This is a genomic window from Halobacteriovorax sp. XZX-3 (genome assembly GCF_043196495.1).
GTDB lineage: Bacteria > Bdellovibrionota > Bacteriovoracia > Bacteriovoracales > Bacteriovoracaceae > Halobacteriovorax_A.
The window spans coordinates 810115-825876 of sequence record NZ_JBEBMO010000001.1 but is presented as its reverse complement, the minus strand read 5'-3'; the positions used below and the strand labels follow the sequence as shown (position 1 = coordinate 825876).

The 15762-nt window shown below is 38.5% G+C and carries 14 protein-coding genes; 7 read left to right on the top strand and 7 right to left on the bottom strand.

The genetic code is table 11. The features are described from left to right. Window positions 1–181 precede the first annotated feature (181 nt). Entirely contained in the window at window positions 182–2362 is a 2181-nt protein-coding gene (locus ABMA70_RS03780) for a hypothetical protein (RefSeq protein WP_392991475.1), read from the bottom strand. A gap of 97 nt (window positions 2363–2459) precedes the next feature. Then, on the bottom strand, window positions 2460–3545 hold the full coding sequence (locus ABMA70_RS03775) for a tRNA dihydrouridine synthase (RefSeq protein ID WP_392991477.1): 1086 nt from the start codon (window positions 3543–3545) through the stop codon (window positions 2460–2462). 64 nt (window positions 3546–3609) lie between these two features. Between ABMA70_RS03775 and ABMA70_RS03770 the strand changes: the two genes are divergently transcribed. Together ABMA70_RS03770 and ffh are read left to right on the top strand one after the other, a co-directional pair. Then, the gene (locus tag ABMA70_RS03770; protein ID WP_103216856.1) at window positions 3610–4278 is read left to right on the top strand and encodes an HAD family hydrolase; all 669 of its coding nucleotides are present in this window, start codon (window positions 3610–3612) and stop codon (window positions 4276–4278) included. A gap of 11 nt (window positions 4279–4289) precedes the next feature. Further along, window positions 4290–5732 (top strand): signal recognition particle protein, encoded by a 1443-nt coding sequence (gene ffh / locus ABMA70_RS03765; RefSeq protein ID WP_392991479.1) that lies wholly within the window; start codon window positions 4290–4292, stop codon window positions 5730–5732. A 367-nt stretch (window positions 5733–6099) separates the two neighbouring features. Here the strand turns inward: ffh and ABMA70_RS03760 are convergent, their stop codons facing one another. From ABMA70_RS03760 to ABMA70_RS03750, 3 genes are all read right to left on the bottom strand, one after another. Further along, the gene (locus ABMA70_RS03760) at window positions 6100–6570 is read right to left on the bottom strand and encodes a hypothetical protein (protein ID WP_392991481.1); all 471 of its coding nucleotides are present in this window, start codon (window positions 6568–6570) and stop codon (window positions 6100–6102) included. A 475-nt stretch (window positions 6571–7045) separates the two neighbouring features. Then, window positions 7046–7870, bottom strand: a complete 825-nt coding sequence (locus tag ABMA70_RS03755; protein ID WP_103216859.1) for a hypothetical protein — start codon at window positions 7868–7870, stop codon at window positions 7046–7048. A gap of 133 nt (window positions 7871–8003) precedes the next feature. Continuing rightward, window positions 8004–8546 (bottom strand): YceI family protein, encoded by a 543-nt coding sequence (locus ABMA70_RS03750; RefSeq protein WP_158246784.1) that lies wholly within the window; start codon window positions 8544–8546, stop codon window positions 8004–8006. A gap of 34 nt (window positions 8547–8580) precedes the next feature. Between ABMA70_RS03750 and ABMA70_RS03745 the strand changes: the two genes are divergently transcribed. From ABMA70_RS03745 to ABMA70_RS03730, 4 genes are all read left to right on the top strand, one after another. Then, window positions 8581–8826 (top strand): hypothetical protein, encoded by a 246-nt coding sequence (locus ABMA70_RS03745; RefSeq protein WP_021266900.1) that lies wholly within the window; start codon window positions 8581–8583, stop codon window positions 8824–8826. Between the two features lie 533 nt (window positions 8827–9359). Next, entirely contained in the window at window positions 9360–10673 is a 1314-nt protein-coding gene (locus tag ABMA70_RS03740; protein ID WP_392991485.1) for a cytochrome-c peroxidase, read from the top strand. Window positions 10674–10782: 109 nt separating this feature from the next. After that, complete coding sequence (locus ABMA70_RS03735) at window positions 10783–12060, top strand: hypothetical protein (RefSeq protein ID WP_103216863.1); 1278 nt, start codon at window positions 10783–10785, stop codon at window positions 12058–12060. After that, window positions 12060–12491, top strand: a complete 432-nt coding sequence (locus tag ABMA70_RS03730) for a hypothetical protein (RefSeq protein ID WP_103216864.1) — start codon at window positions 12060–12062, stop codon at window positions 12489–12491. Before ABMA70_RS03735 ends, ABMA70_RS03730 begins: the two co-directional genes overlap by 1 nt. Here ABMA70_RS03730 and ABMA70_RS03725 read toward each other — a convergent pair. After that, window positions 12483–13358, bottom strand: a complete 876-nt coding sequence (locus tag ABMA70_RS03725) for an arginase family protein (RefSeq protein ID WP_103216865.1) — start codon at window positions 13356–13358, stop codon at window positions 12483–12485. The genes ABMA70_RS03730 and ABMA70_RS03725 overlap by 9 nt on opposite strands. A 23-nt stretch (window positions 13359–13381) precedes the next feature. On the opposite strand from ABMA70_RS03725, the gene ABMA70_RS03720 reads away from it, so the two are divergent. After that, window positions 13382–14725: a DUF4339 domain-containing protein gene (locus tag ABMA70_RS03720; protein ID WP_392991488.1), complete on the top strand. Its 1344-nt coding sequence runs from the start codon at window positions 13382–13384 to the stop codon at window positions 14723–14725. Here the strand turns inward: ABMA70_RS03720 and ABMA70_RS03715 are convergent. Next, entirely contained in the window at window positions 14717–15559 is an 843-nt protein-coding gene (locus ABMA70_RS03715) for an MBL fold metallo-hydrolase (RefSeq protein WP_392991490.1), read from the bottom strand. The two genes, ABMA70_RS03720 and ABMA70_RS03715, sit on opposite strands and share 9 nt — an antisense overlap. Window positions 15560–15762: the final 203 nt, after the last annotated feature.

Below are 15762 nucleotides of genomic sequence, written 5' to 3'. Positions count from 1 at the left end.
TTTCCTACCCATTTACTTTTCGTGAAATTCGATGCCTTTCTTTATATTAACCTGTTGATATTAAAGAAAAGGTAAGAAATACCTACTTATCGATAACTTGTTGAAATAAGGAGCATTTTTAGCACTTTGGTAAGGGAGCGAACTGAATGAGACGACAAATTTTTGTGTGTTTTAGCAGATTCTAAAATCCATAGCCATAATTGGCGTAGAAGTCGTAAGAGCTATAGAAAGGATTATAGCTTCCACTAAACATTCTCTGATTAGAGAGATCAAGCTTTTCCATGTACCAATCATAGTACTGTTGTTGATAGGCGAGTTGTTGCTGTTGAACTCGGCCCGTGTAAATGTATCCAGGAAGTTGGGCCCTTAATTGCTGAGTAGAGATCATTGGCCCAATGAAGGCATACGAATTCTGAGCAGCATACATCGCAACTTGAGGCCAGAAGCTCTTTCTGTGCTGGCGCTTGACCATTCGTTCTGAGACAGGGTCCCAGTCGAAGTACTCATTACTTTTAAGTTCAACACTACTATCGGCAAATGATTTTGTTTTTAAGTTACACGTTCGAACATGAAGAGCTCGACAGGCATAATCAAACTCGTCGCCACGGCTATCCTCATCATTTCCACTTGCGCCATTTTCGACAACAGCTCCATTACAGCGCTTGTTTTTCTTTTCATGGCAGTAATCTAGTAGGTAGCGATCAGTCATGCGAAAATCATTAGGCTCTTGCTCACCATAAAAGTAGCGAGAGTAATCCTCTGTAATAATCTTATCATCGATACCATCACTTAGTTTTGTGAGAATCGAAATACCTTCATTACCCGTTTCAAGAGCTGGCATACAAGAGATATTAGCTTCTTTAAAGCCACTACAGTTTAGCTTATAAGTTTTTAAGTTAAGGGCCTTTAGAACTTCTAAGTCCTTCATTGGTCTTGTTGTGAAAACTGCTGCAATCTGCTTCTCAACGTCACCTAGCGCTTCTTCACGCTCTTTTATCTTTTGACTTAAAGCTTCGTCATTTAATTCACTTTCAACACAGCCATATAAAATATCTGTCGTCGAACCACCCGGAGTTCCAGGGCAAAGCTCTGCGAGATTATCTGCTAAAATTTCACCAAAGTTATGATTACTCTTACTTGTTTTGTTTAAGGCAGATACTTTATCATTAGCATCTTTTAAGAATGAATGAATTTTATTCTTAAGATCATCTCTTCTTTTTTCGTCGGCCTTCTTCTCTTCCTCGCTAGGGTAGAGTGAAATGCTATCAAGTGTATTGTAATTACCAATGGCCGCTCTAGAGTCATTGATAGCAGTTTTTATTTTTTCTAAGTCTTTGCTCGCGTCACACTCTTTAATTTTCACTCGACAGCTCTTTAGACTTTTCAGTGCTGAAGATAAGTCACTAAATGACTGATCAGAGATACCACTATCTAAGTAGAAGGAAGCATAAGAACCTTTTTCAGTATTAAAGATATTTGGATCTTCGTTATGATCAAAAGTGTCTTCGTATAATTTTAAAATTGTATTTTCGTAGTAATGCTTTAATTGATCGTTGTGCGAAAGTAAATTTAAGCTATTGCCCGAAGTGTTGATTTTTATAGAAGGAGTTCCTTCTTTTGTCGTTGTTAATGCAACATTAACAGTATCGTCCTTTAGGGCCTCTAGGTGAGCTTCTAGGAAATTGTTTGCATCATTTTCTGTTGCACTTCCAGCATAAATTTTTTGTAAGATTACACCATAGTTATTGATTGTATCCTTGGCCATATCTTCATAGCCTTGATCCATCTCAAAGTTTCCTGTGAAATCATTGAAGACCTCGCATTCTTTTTGTACGCTTGCATCTCTGCCACGACACGCAGATTTAACATAAGAGTAGAGATCCTTCCCATTTCCATCTTTAAGATGATTAAAGAGTTTTACGAAAGCATTTTCTTCTTTGTTATTCTCAGCGATACTTGCAGCTTGCTTCTTTGCTAAGGCCGATACAGTCGAGTGAATGACTGCATACTTTGTCACAGCTTGAGTGTGGGTTTCAAGCTCTTTTAGCGCCTGTGCAGTATCAGTATCAAAGAGTTTAGCGACATCAAGTACCTCGGCTTCTTTTTTAAAGCTTAGGTATTCATTACGAATTTTCTTTAATGATCTCAAGGCCACGACTTGTGCCATTTGAGCATCGCGAATTTTTTTGAGTTCGATAAGTGTTGGAGAGTCCGCCTTATCATCTTTTTTCATTTGATCTTGTTTTTCATGGATGGCAGAGATTTCATTTTCAAGGTCTGTACACATATCAGAGGCCATCGCATTGAAGGCCAATGTACCGATAAGCACTGTATTGAAAATATTTTTAAAAAGTCTCTTCATCTCTTAACTTAAGTATAAAGTAATTTACACTATCTCCACTAACGCCTCTTCGACATTTCAAGTGGAAAACTTTAGTATGAGAAGTGATTTCGGAGTCTTAGCCGTGTCCGCCGGCCATGAAGGCTTGAGTTAGATCCAATTTCTTGTGATCATTTTTTATGGCATCGAAATATTCGCGAGTTACCTTCATCGTTTCTTCGATATCAGGTGTTTGGAACATGACATTTCTAAAGTGAGTTACATTTGGAAAGCCTGCGGCCATCCAAACGATATTCTTTCTAAGTGTGATAAGAACAGTTCTTTCTCGATCAGTGTACTCTTCCATGTATTCACGGAATCTTTCGATAACTTCAAGATAGTCACTTGGTGTGAATGTAATATCATCATCTTCGTTTAAGAAGCTCTCGAGAAAAATAAATGGATTTCTAAGAGGTCCACGTCCAAGCATCAGTGCCTGACAGCGAGTTGCCATTAGGCGCTGCTTTGTCATAGGGGCCGAGTGAAGATCTCCGTTTCCAATAATTGGCAGGGGAGATGTTTCAGCAATACTCTCTAAAAGATCCCAATTTGCTAATCCTTTATAGGCCTGAGTTCTTGTTCTACCGTGGATAGCAACGAATTCAACACCTTCTTCTTTTGCAATATGAATAACTTCCCCAGCATTAATTGAATTCTCATCCCAACCAGTTCTAATCTTAATTGTTAAAGGTACTTCGATTGCATTCTTCATTTGGTTGAAGAATTTTCCAAGCTTAGAAGTATCTTTTAAAAGAGCAGATCCTCCGCCTTTTGTGACAACTTTACGAACAGGACAACCCATATTGATATCGATAAATTTCGGTTGTCTTTCTTCGGCCACTTTTGCGGCTTCGGCCATGGCCGTTCCATCTTCACCAAATAGCTGCAGACCAATATTCTTCTCTCGTGGGTGAATCTCAAGCATTTTCACCGTCTTTTCATTCTTGTAGTTAATCCCGTGACAGCTCACCAATTCACTTACTGTCCCACCACATCCTAGCTCTTCCATCAATAAACGATATGGAGCTGTGCAAATGCTACTCATTGGAGCAAGTAGAAGTGGTGAATCAAATGAAATATTACCAAGTTTGACCTTTGGGCGACGTGCCATTAGAGTGTCAATCTTAGCTTGAAGAGATGGTGAAAAAGTGCGATTATTGGCCATGCGTTTATTTAGCAAGTAGCTAGAATTAGGTCAACATATTTCAATAATTTGGAAATAATTACTAATGTTTTTTGAAAATCCAAGAGGATATATTGTTTTTGATTGCGACGGTACTTTAGTTTCATCTAAAGAGGCCGTAATCTGCGCTGTGGCCGAGATGATGACGATTATTTTAAATCGTGATGTCACGATCGAAGAGGCCCGTTCAAAATATGGGCCAGATCTAGTTTACACAGCAAATCAGTTTGGTCTTGATCCTGTGAACTCTGAACTACAAAGAAACAAGCTCATGACGACTTGGAAAGAAGTGACGGCAAAGCAGAGCAATAACTACAAACTCTTTGATGGAATGAAGAGACTAATTTTAGATCTTCTTGATCACGAATTTCAACTCTATGTTTGGACGGCACGTGATCGCAGATCAACGTTAAGAATTTTAGACGACCAAAATGTCCTTCAGCATTTTTTAGAGTTACGATGTCTTGATGATACGACTCCTAAGCCACACCCGCAGGGGTTAAGTGAGATGCTTGAAGATATGCCAAAGAATAAGATTCTTATGATTGGTGATAGCTACACGGATACTCAAGGAGCAAAGGGTTTTGGGGTTGAATCAATTGGCGCTCTATGGGAGAGTGGGATAACTAAAGATGGCTTTGGTGAGCATAGTGCTGACTACTGGGCCACGCACCCAAGTGAATGTTTAGATATAATTTTGAATAAAATAAAATAAGGACGACAAGAATGTTTGATAATTTAAGTGATAAGTTTTCAGAAGCGTTTAAGAATATCTCGGGTAAGGGAAAGATTACTGAAAGCAATATTGAGGATACTCTAAAACTTGTAAAGACTGCACTGCTAGAAGCTGATGTTAACTTTAAGGTTGTAAAGAATTTCATTAACAACGTTAAAGAAGAAGCTCTTGGTGAGAAAGTTATCAAAGGTGTTAATCCTGAAGAACAGTTCATTAAAATCGTTCACGATGAACTTGCAAAAACGATGGGAGACACAAATACTGAGCTTAACTTTGTTGAAGGCGGTATTACTCCAATTCTAGTTGTTGGTCTAAATGGTCAAGGTAAGACAACATTCTCTGGTAAGCTTTCACTTTTCCTAACAAAGAAAGAAAAGAAGAACGTTCTTCTTGTTCCTGCCGATACTTTCAGACCTGCCGCTAAAGATCAGCTAATTACTCTTGCTAAGTCAATGAATATGGACTGGTTCGATTCTGATCTAGGAAAGCATCCGAAAGATATTGCAGCAGAGGCAATGGCCTATGCAAAAGAGCACGGTAAAGAAATTGTTATCATTGATACGGCCGGACGTCTTCACGTTGATGAAGAGCTAATGGGACAAATCAAAGAAGTTCGTCAAAGCCTTGAGGGACTTAATCCTGAAGTTCTTATGGTTGCAGATGCAATGACTGGTCAAGAGGCCGTAAACGTTGCTAAGAGCTTCCACGAAGCTGTAGGGCTTACTGGTGTCGTTCTTTCAAAAATGGACTCTGATGCTCGTGGTGGTGCCGCACTTTCAATCAAGCACGTAACTGGAGTTCCAATCAAGTTCATCTCTACAGGTGAGAAAATGAAAGACCTTGAACTCTTTCATCCGGATCGTCTGGCTGGACGAATTCTTGATATGGGAGATGTTCTAACTCTTGTTGAAAAAGCAGAAGCTGCAATAGACAAAGATGATGCTGAAGGCATGATGAAACGTTTAGAGAAAGGAAAGTTCTCTGTAAACGACTTCATGAAACAAATGGATATGATGAAGAACTTAGGTTCAATGGCATCAATCATGAAGATGATCCCTGGAATGGGGGGCATGCTTAAGCAAGTAGGGGATTTAACACCTGCTGAAAATGAAATGAAAAGAATGCGCGTTATCATCAACTCGATGACAAAAAAGGAACGCGACAATTATAAGATAATGAAGGATTCTCACATCAAGCGTATTGCTCGTGGTTCTGGAAATACAGAAGCACAGGTTCGTGACTTTATCGCTAAGTTTAAGCAGATGGAGCAGATGATGGGTGGCCTTTCTCAAATGATGAAAGGTGGAGCAATGCCGGGGATGCCTGGTATGCCAGGAATGGGGGGAGGTGGAATGCCTAATCTTCCTGGGTTTGGTGGCAAGAAGAAAAAGCCTCGCAAGAAGGGCGGCCCTTGGGGCGGTGGCTTCTTTTAATTCTTTAGGTCTCACTCCGTCTGCTGCGCCTGACTTCGGTCGGCGTAGCAAACTACGCCTTCCCTCGTCTTACGCTAGCATCCGAAGCAAGCCTTAAAGAATTAAATATCATTTCAAAATTTGTTTTGCGGCTTCGCCGGTGGCTCGGGCTGCGCCCATCGCTTTTGCTAGAGCTTCGCTCGTCGCTGCTGGGACTTCGTCCATCGCTGTGGCTCGGGCTGCGCCCATCGCTTTTGCTAGAGCTTCGCTCGTCGCTGCTAGGACTTCGTCCATCGCTGTTGCTAGGACTTCGTCCATCGCTGTTGCTAGGGCTTGCGCCCATCGCAAAAAAAAAAGCGACACCGGAGTGTCGCTTAGAAGTATTGAATTACTTTAGGATGTATGGAGTAATTGTCGACTCTTTTCTGTCGTGACAGATGTCGTAGCTGTACTCTCTAAGTAGTGAAACTTTTGTGATTTTTACTTCTCTGTATTTTGCTTCAAAGTTAACTTCAAGCTGCGCATCGAAAACATAGTTGAATGCTTCAAATTCGTCACATTGGTAACCATTAGCAACAACGTCTCTGTCTAGAGATCCTTGAACTTTGTATAGGTAATCTGAACCAACAACTTCGCGCTCAACGATCTTTCCAGTGAATGACTTTAGTTCACCGTTAAGTACTGCTCTAAAAGTAACAGTTCTAGCAAAGATGTCTGAGTTTAGGTGCTCAACATCTGTAAGTGTAATTGTTTCTAGAGCTTTGTAGTCATAGCTAGCTTCAGAAGCTACAGTGTCTGAAAGTTGGTAAGTATTAGCAAATGCAGTAAGTGTAACAAAAAGTGCGATAACAAGTTTCATAATAATCTCCGAGTTTTATTTATGCTGGTTAAGTACCAACCAAAGACTCAAAAGAAAAGTTTGGTTTCTGTTAAGATTTGAACATTAGGAAAAGAAAAGACGTGGCACAAGTGCCACGCCAGATACTTAGAGAAATAGAAGTCAGGCTCGCGTACCTGATTCTATGAAAAGTTATATATAGTAGTTGGATAAAAGATATAGCGACACACCAGAAGCGAATGTTCTAGCAAATCAATTTCAATATCCCCCTACAGATATATCTAAATTTTATTTGTAGTAACAATTAATTGACCGAATGAAAAGAAGAAAATTTATTTTGGAATCGCGGCAAGATTCAGGGGCCTTGCCGCGAAGTGTGTTCTCTAGACCTGATTACTCTATGCAATTGTAATTAAGTGGAGAGGATATTGTTCTTGTGTTCTCAATGAAAATAACAATAACAACTCCACTTGCAAAGTTGAGATTCTGTTAAGATTTAAAAGAAGTAATAACCGATATCCAATGTAACTGTTCCACGCTTGTGAAAGTCGTCAATGATAAGAGCATGGTCATTGTCACCTGATTGGGCCGCAGTGTAAGTTGCATAAAGTTCAACAAATCCATCACCCTTGGCATATCTTAAATAAGGTAGCCAAGCGACGAAACGATCGTCACCAGCTTTTCTGTCACCATCTCTGTGGTCAGTATACCACTCGCCACCAAAGCCAAGAGACCAGTTGTCATTAAAGTTGTAAAAAGCAAAAGTTCCAAACATTGTACGCCATGCATTTGCATTAGGATTCCTTCCATTCTTATTGTAAACCTGCAAGTAAGTATTCGCTTCTAAAGTTAGCTTTCCGTTAGCGACTGTTTTTGATGATAGGAAATAGGCCCTATGATATGAGTCGTATCCACTGTTGCGATCTTCACCATCAAAAATATAATTTCGGTTTTGAAAGTTTAAGTTAATTCCGTGCTTATCTTCAGTTAGGATATTGTTTACGTACCATCTTAATGATGAGTAAGCGTATTCTCCTTGAAGTGTTTTCTTTCCTTCTTGTCCTATATATTGAGTGTAGACAGGAACCCAACGAATATTCTGATTCTTTGATAGGTTTAAACGAAAGTAGAAGAGGTGATCCATTGTAATACCATCTCTATCTTTTGAATTGATCTCTGCGTATGTAGAGTTTAAATAAAGAAGTTTAAAATTCTTTGATAGGGAATCAAGAAAAGAAGCTTCTTCGATTGAGATTTCATTGACCTGCGCATAGGTTATATTAATGACCAATGAAAGTAGTAATGTTGCTATCTTTTTCAAATATGCCTCCAAGCTTACTTAAATAGGGTTCGACCCTGAACTTAGAGGGAGTATGATAGTTAATTGAATTAATCACAAAAAGATGTGGGTGAAGTTAGTGAAGGTTCACTTTCTTTACCCACAATTGAGTATATTATTTACACTTTGAGAACTTAGATTCAATAGAAACTTGAACATCGTTCCAAGTTTTCCCTTCGTGAAGGGCAAGACATGCTTTATTGATAGCAGATAGGTTTTTTCCTAGAGCAAAATCAAGAACATCAATTGTTCCTTCTGCCTCTAGCTCACCATCTTCGATATCGTATTTCATTGGAACCTTGATTGTTTTTCCACCTAAAGTCATATCTACATAAAGGTAGTTGCTATCAACTTTATTAACAACACCTGAGATTTTCATATCTTGAAAAAAGAATTTCTCAATCTTTGCATCACGAGAAGCATCTTTTGTGTGAACAGAGTTTACGTCAATTGTAAAACGTGCACCACGAATTAGATCCTCAATAGAACCTTGTTTCTTCGTAGTCTTGATGTCGAATTTTTTAAATTCACCTTTTACACCAACTTTTTTTGCAGTCTTGTATGCTTCCCACTTTATCTTCGTATTTGCGTTACTAACTTCGAAACAGTTTGCAAATGTCATACTAGAAAAGAGGAGCCCAGCAATAATAAATTTCATTGTCTTTCTCCTTTGAATTAGATACATCAAGTATATGAAACAAAATGATTATCCGAAAGATTTTTATGTAACTTTACAAAATAATGACAATCTCATTGGTCAAATTGAAGTTAATAAAACATCTCGTGGATTCAATGCAGATATTGCAATCGTCTATAAAGAAACAAAAAAGATTTTCAAACACGTGGATCAAGTTTTTAACGCAGAAGATGAAACTGAAGCTTGTGATATTGGGATGATGAAATTGTCTCGTTTCTTGAAGTCAGTGAAGTCAATTTAATAACACAAAGACAATGTGTGTCAGTCATAAATATGACATCGCCATTTTATGAAACTACGTACTATTAATGCCTTTTCGCTGCGTCAGTGGTTTTGAAAAGTTGGCACGGGCCTTGCTTATATATAAACGTGTGTGTGTTGGAGCAGAAGAAAGGATTTTTTCACTCCGTCAAAAATGTCTCTCTTTAAGAAGCCGGATCAGTGATCCGGCTTTTTTTTTGGAAGCGGCATTTGCCACGATGGCAAAATGACGCTGAACAACGCCGACCGACCAGTATGGGAGGTCAGGTGAACCAACTATGCAATCTAGAAAACACCCTTACCAAATTACCACCCAACCAGCGACACTTCACGAAGTGAAGTTAGCGACTTTCAAATTACAGATTTCAAACCAGCGACACTTCACGAAGTGAAGTTAGCGCTCATTTTAAGCATACTCCCTTAGGCTCTCTTTTCTCAACTAACTTAGAAACAGTTTGACGAGGCAAACAAAGCTTCCTACTATCTTTCAAACACAATTGGGACACACACAAAATGAAAAATTTATTTATCCTCACATTGGCACTGAGCGCTTTTGCAGTTCAGGCCGACCAACTTGATATTAAGCTAAAGCGCTATATTGAGCGCTTTTCAATGAAGGCCGTTGAGAAGCCAACGGGAAAGAATCCACAAATTTTTAAATTAGGAAAAGAGCTCTTTAATGAGAAAGAGATTTCTGGAAATCGCAATATTAGCTGTGCCGATTGCCATATGCCTGAATTTGGCAGTGGTGATAAGCTTCCTGTTGGAATTGGTGAAGGTGGAAAGTGGCAAGCAGGTGAGCGCTTAATTGCTAAAGGCCATGCTATTCCACGAAATTCACAACCTCTTTATAACTTAGGTGATAAGAATATTGATTTTCTTTTCTGGGATGGAAGAGTTCACTATCGTAAAGATTGGGATGTTTACACAACTCCAGTTGAAGCCTTAAATGGTGATTATCCTGAACGATGGGATATTACTGAAAATCTTGGAAGTGCCCTTGCTGCGCAAGCTCTTTTTCCAATTACTTCTCATGAAGAAATGAGAGGCGTTAAGGGAAGCAATGACATTGCCAACGCCGTAAACGAAGAAGCAGTTTGGAAGATCGTTATGGGAAGACTTTTAAAGATGCCTAAGTATCAAAAGTTGTTCAAAGAAGCCTATCCAAGGACTCCAAAAGCTGAACTTAATATTGGCCACTTTGGTCAGGCCATTGCTCATTTTGAAACACATGAATTTGCAGTATATGAAACGGCGTGGGATGAGTACTTAAATGGCAACCGCTTTGCTCTTAATCAAAAGGCCAAGCGTGGTGCAGTTGTATTCTTTGAAACTGGAAGCTGTATCGGATGTCATACAGGGACACTTCTTGGTGCGAATATGTTTGCAGCAGTAGCTTCGCCGCAGATAGGGCCAGGTAAGAATGATCCGAGAAGAAATGATGAAGGGCGATTTCTTGTAACCAAGCGAGAAAGTGATCGCTATAAATTTAGAGTTCCACCTTTAAGAAATATTGCATTAACCGCTCCTTACTTTCATTCGGGCGCATATGGGAGCCTTGAGGAAGTTGTTGAACATTACCGAACAGGTGTTACGGCAATTGATCAGTATGACAGCTCTTGGTTACTAAGCACTTTTAAGAAGAATTTTGGAAAGAATCTCTTTGTTGAAACAAATCAATATATGCTCTTTAAAAAGAAAGATGCAGCAGACATGATCCTTAAAGATCAATTGATTCGTATCAATGACTCGCAAAAAAGCGATTTAGTCTACTTTTTGAAGTACGGATTAACTGATAAGAAAGATCTCCAGAAAATTATGCCTTAAAAAATTGGTAGCGAAATTTGTATAAACAAGCAGATTTCGCCCATATTTCATTAATATCTTCGCAACGTGTTACAATAACTATTGTCGCGTTAAACTTATGGGGAAGTTGATGAAAAAGTTGATTTTATTTTTAAGCATAGTCGCAATTTCAAGCACTTATGCTCTTGTAACAGATGAGAATTACGAAGGAGTGACGGATGTTCAATTCGATGTTGTCCGTTCATTTGATATTCTTGATCCTGAAACAGGTTACTCCCACCGAATTGATGCCCCAAAGAGAGGAAGTGATAAGAGTATAAAGGTTCGTATTGTTGGTCAAAATAATTGGGCCTATCGAATTAAACTTGAAGTCGACGGAGTTGAGCAAGATAAGACTTATCATGTAACGAAACGATATCTTAAAGAGGCCCTTGATATGGCAACGGCCTACAACTATATCCGCTTAAACCGTACTATTGATGAAGTAGGGAATCCTCCAATTGAGCCTTGTGAAGGTAGTGATATTTTATCTGAAAACCGTCCTGTTTATGTTGGCGAAATTTTTGAAGAGCCTAAGAATATCATTACAAGTAATCAAAAGTGGAAGGCCGGTTGCGAGGTCTTAGAAAACCGTAATTCATTAACTTCAAGTGATAGCAATACTAAGTCAAAGCTTGGACAATGTATTAGGAGTATCCAAAACTCAATTACACGTCAGGGTTCTTTAAAAAATCGTGGGCAAATATTTAAAAACCTCTACCGTTATTTAAGACCGGAAGAGCAGCACTTTGCCGCTATGATCTTTACTGCTCAAGGTGAAGCTGGAATCCTTGTTCGTGATATCAATGGTGGTGAAAGACACCCTGAAGAAATGATGATGATCATGAAGGTTATTGATAATCGTGTTCGTAACTCGAATGAAGATGCATCTCGTGCTGGTAAAGAAGGTAGTACGACTGCTCTCGATATTGCTTTAGATCCATGGCAATTCTCGATGTATAACCATAATGAAGATAATTGGAGACAAATGATGCTTCCTGGTCGAAATCAAGAGTTTGATACGGCCATTGATGCTTATATGAAATTTGGAACGGCCAATTTTAAGCCAAAGCCAGATGTTGATCATGTTTACCATTACCATGCAAACTGGATGCTTCCAACGAATGATGCTTGGGGAGATAACTTTAGAGCAAATCAAGATAATTGGGAGTTAAATGTTCAAGTTGATGGAAATCTTCTAAGACAGCCAAACCCAATGTATAATGAAAACAATGCAAGTGATCGTAAGAAGATTGCGAAAAGTTGGAAAAGACAACGCCATATTTTTTATAAACCAATCGATACAGATGGAAAGATCGTTGATGGCGACGATTGGCATTGGACTGTAAAGAAACCGTTTAGGTCATAATGAAAAAGATACTATTAATTACAACATTTCTATTTCAAACAATTGTTAGCGCTGGTGTTAGTGACTGGTCAATTGTAAATATTAAAGGTGACTTCTGGCTTAAGAAAAAAGATTCGAAAACACTTAAGGCAAAAATCACAAAACGTACTGGAAAAAGTAAAGTTACTGAGACTAAGTCTGTTGGTGATAATTATGAATTGATAATTTATTACGCAGGTTCAGCGGGTACTTTCCAGTTAATAGATATTTACTACGCTGTCATCTTTGATAAGAAGAAAAATCAATTTATTGGAGACTACCCTTGGGAATATAAAGCTCAAGAGGGATCTAAGAAAGTTGATAATCCAAAATGGGATATTTCAAAGAAGGTCATTAAAATTAATGACCCACAAACTGACTTGAAGAAAACTATCCAATTAAGATCAAACTAAGAAATCATAAATGAGTGAGGCGAGGGCGCGTGCGTCCTTTGCCGATAACTCGTCAAATAACGGATTGTATTCGTAAATTCCTAAAATCTGTTTTTTACTCGCTGTATACTCTTTATATTGAGAAACAAGCTTTCTTAAAAACTCAAGAGGGATTCCGTCGTGATTTACAGCGCTCACACTTTGCATATCACTAGCTGCAATAGCGTCTGCATCGATACTAAAGAGAATATCACCATCATGTTTTTCATAGATCTCTTTCATAAAGCTAGTGTCGCTAAAAGTAAGAGATAACTCTTTGAGCTTTTTCGTATCGATAATATCCATCTTCATACCTTCATAATTTTGAGGCACGTTTGCATATTGATGAATTCCAATTTGCAAAATTTTGACTTCTTTCTGATTGGCCACTTGGCGAAATGGAGTCCCTGAATGATAGACATCATCACTTCTTGTATCAAGGTGGGCATCAATATTGATTAGAAGTGGATTCTTTAGTGCAACACCCATGGCAAGAGGATAGACATGGTCATGGCCTCCACCAAGGTGAACTAATTTCTTTGCTTTTATCTTCTTTATTTTCTCGATTGATTGGGCCTGCATTTTATCAAAGTCCAACTGTCCTTGGTTGGCGATACTTATTATTCCAAGCTCACTGAGGCTATTATGATCGGCAAATTTTTTTAGCTGAGAAAGGATTACTTTTGGCCCGTGAGAGGCGCCGCGGCGGCCACCGTTTCTCACAACACCAAGGTCGTTCTCACTTAGTAGAAGAGCTTGCTGTGAATTAAAGTCATCAATTTTAAAGCGAGTGGCAATAGATTGTGATTTTCTTTTGTTAAGATTGTCATCTATTTCTTTCCAGCCCATGTAACTTCCTTTAAAGTATAACTATGCAAAAAAATTGGTATATTAATCAGTCCGGCAAAAATAAGGGACCATTCAACGCTCAAGATATTATCGACTTTTATGATAAAGGTCTAATTAAATCCTATCAACTTTGCTGGCGCAAAGGGGCCAAGAATTGGAAGCCTGTCTTTGCAGTCATTCAAGTTGCCCGTAATGAGGCCCAATCTTATTATGAGTCTAAGGTTTTAGATGAAGATCATGATCTTCCTGAGATTCCTATACACGAAGCGAAGTTCTTTGATGACTACAATGAGGATGATACTCCACCTCCTTTAGAGGAAGATATTGAAGATGAGGACGATTTTGAACGTGAGTTAGAAGATAGTAGCGAGAAACTTGATGTCGCAGCAGACATTAAGTTACCTAGTAAGTTTCCAATTTATACAACAGTTATTGCAAGTTTTATCATCACAGTTGTTGTGGTTATCAGTTTCTACATGGCCGCAGGCCCTAAAGTGAAAGAAGTTGAGTTAAAAAATATCTCTATTAGTGCACTAAATGAATTTAAGAAGCCTGTTAGTGCAAATGATGTACATTTAATTGTTAATAAGGATATGTCTGCTCTTTATATAAAGCTTCCATTTAAAAGGAGAGTAAGTGTTGAGCTCATTCTTCATCGAAAACCAGATGAGCTACATCGTGGGGATGTTCTTGTAAAGGCCCATAATATTGGAGAAGGCGGAATTATTGAGTTTAAGGATCTAACATTAGAGGAAGGACAAAACTTCATACCTGGTTCTTATGCAGTAACTTTCATTTACGATTATCTTGGACTATTGGATAATATTAAGAGTAAATTTGGGACTGGTTCAAACCGTGAAGTTTTAGAAAAGAAAGTATTCCTTGTTCCTGAAACACGTGAAAAATATATTGCACAAATTACAAAAGTTGAGAAAAAGAAGACTGTTGCTTCAAAAAAGAATATTGCTGCAATTAATGAAAAGCTTAGAACACTAGAGGCCCTCATTTCTTCGATGTCTATTCACTATCGTCTTTCTCTTAGTCAGGTTAGTGGATGGTTGGCCCATAAAGAATTTAAGCAACGATATGCAAAGAATATTGCACCTTTGTTACAGAGTATTATTTTATCGAATTATGATCTTAATGATGCAAGACTTTCTAGTGAAGAGAGGAAACTTGAAAATGAAATACACTCTTTGGGTAAAGATATAAGTGCTTGGAGTGTGAAGCTTACTGATAAGCTGTCTCGCTATGGAATGCTAAATAAGAAAAAGCGTCTCTACCTAAGAAAGTTTATGGATGATGACCGCGTGATTTTTCAGTCTTCAAAGAATGATATTCAAGCAGAAATTCAAAAGCTACTCTAAGTCTACTGGAATATACTTTCCGCGCTCATTTTGCGTAATCTTTGCACTGGCATATTTAGGGTCATGTTCAAAAATTACGCGAAGATCTTTTTCTACAATCATCTTTAGAAATTCAATCTTATCAACAGTCGTCTGCCCAGGAGCAATATCATAGCCCATAACCCAAGGCACGTGAACGTGATTTGATGTTGGGATTAGATCGGCAAGATAGATATATTCATTTGTATATGGGTGTATAAGGTGAGGAGTATGGCCATAAGAGCACTTAAAACGAAGGCTATCATTACTTAATTTTAAAATTTCACCTTCTTTTCCAGTGAGCCAGTGAACACGTCCAGCTTTATCAAACCTTTCAATTGTTTCTTTAAAGTATTGCTTATGAAAAGAGCCACTATCTCTTAACGTTGGATTAAGTGCATATTCCCAGTGGTCTTTGTGAAGGTGAATCGTGGCGTTTGGAAAGACCGGTGTAAATTCACCATTTTCATCTTTATATACCATCCCACCAACATGGTCGAAGTGTAGGTGAGAGATCACAAGGTCTGTCACATCTGCACAATCAATTCCCTTGTCGGCAAGTGCCTTCTTTAAAGGAGAGTGTTCTTGGCGAACATCGAATTGCTCATCAAACTTTTCACCGTGATAATCGCCAATTCCCGTATCTGTTATAATGATGCGATCTTGGTCCTTGATGATCCAAAGTCTTAGGTCGAGGTCAATGCGGTTGTCATTATCCGCAGGATGAACCTTGTTCCATAATGGTTTTGGAATAATGCCGAACATGGCACCACCGTCTAATCTAAATTTACCAGGGCTAATAAGTATGTTTTCCATGTCATAATTGTGCGAAAGTTTAGAAATTGCTACAAGACTGTAAGCGTTATATTGTGAATAAATCTTCAGTTCTAAATCTTAATCATTTAATGCACAAAAAACTTGGGGAAAATGACACGACTCACCTAGAAAGATATGGTCTTGCCCTCTATTATAAGCCAGTAAAATCATGAATATTTCATAGACAAAAAACTTAGGAGTTT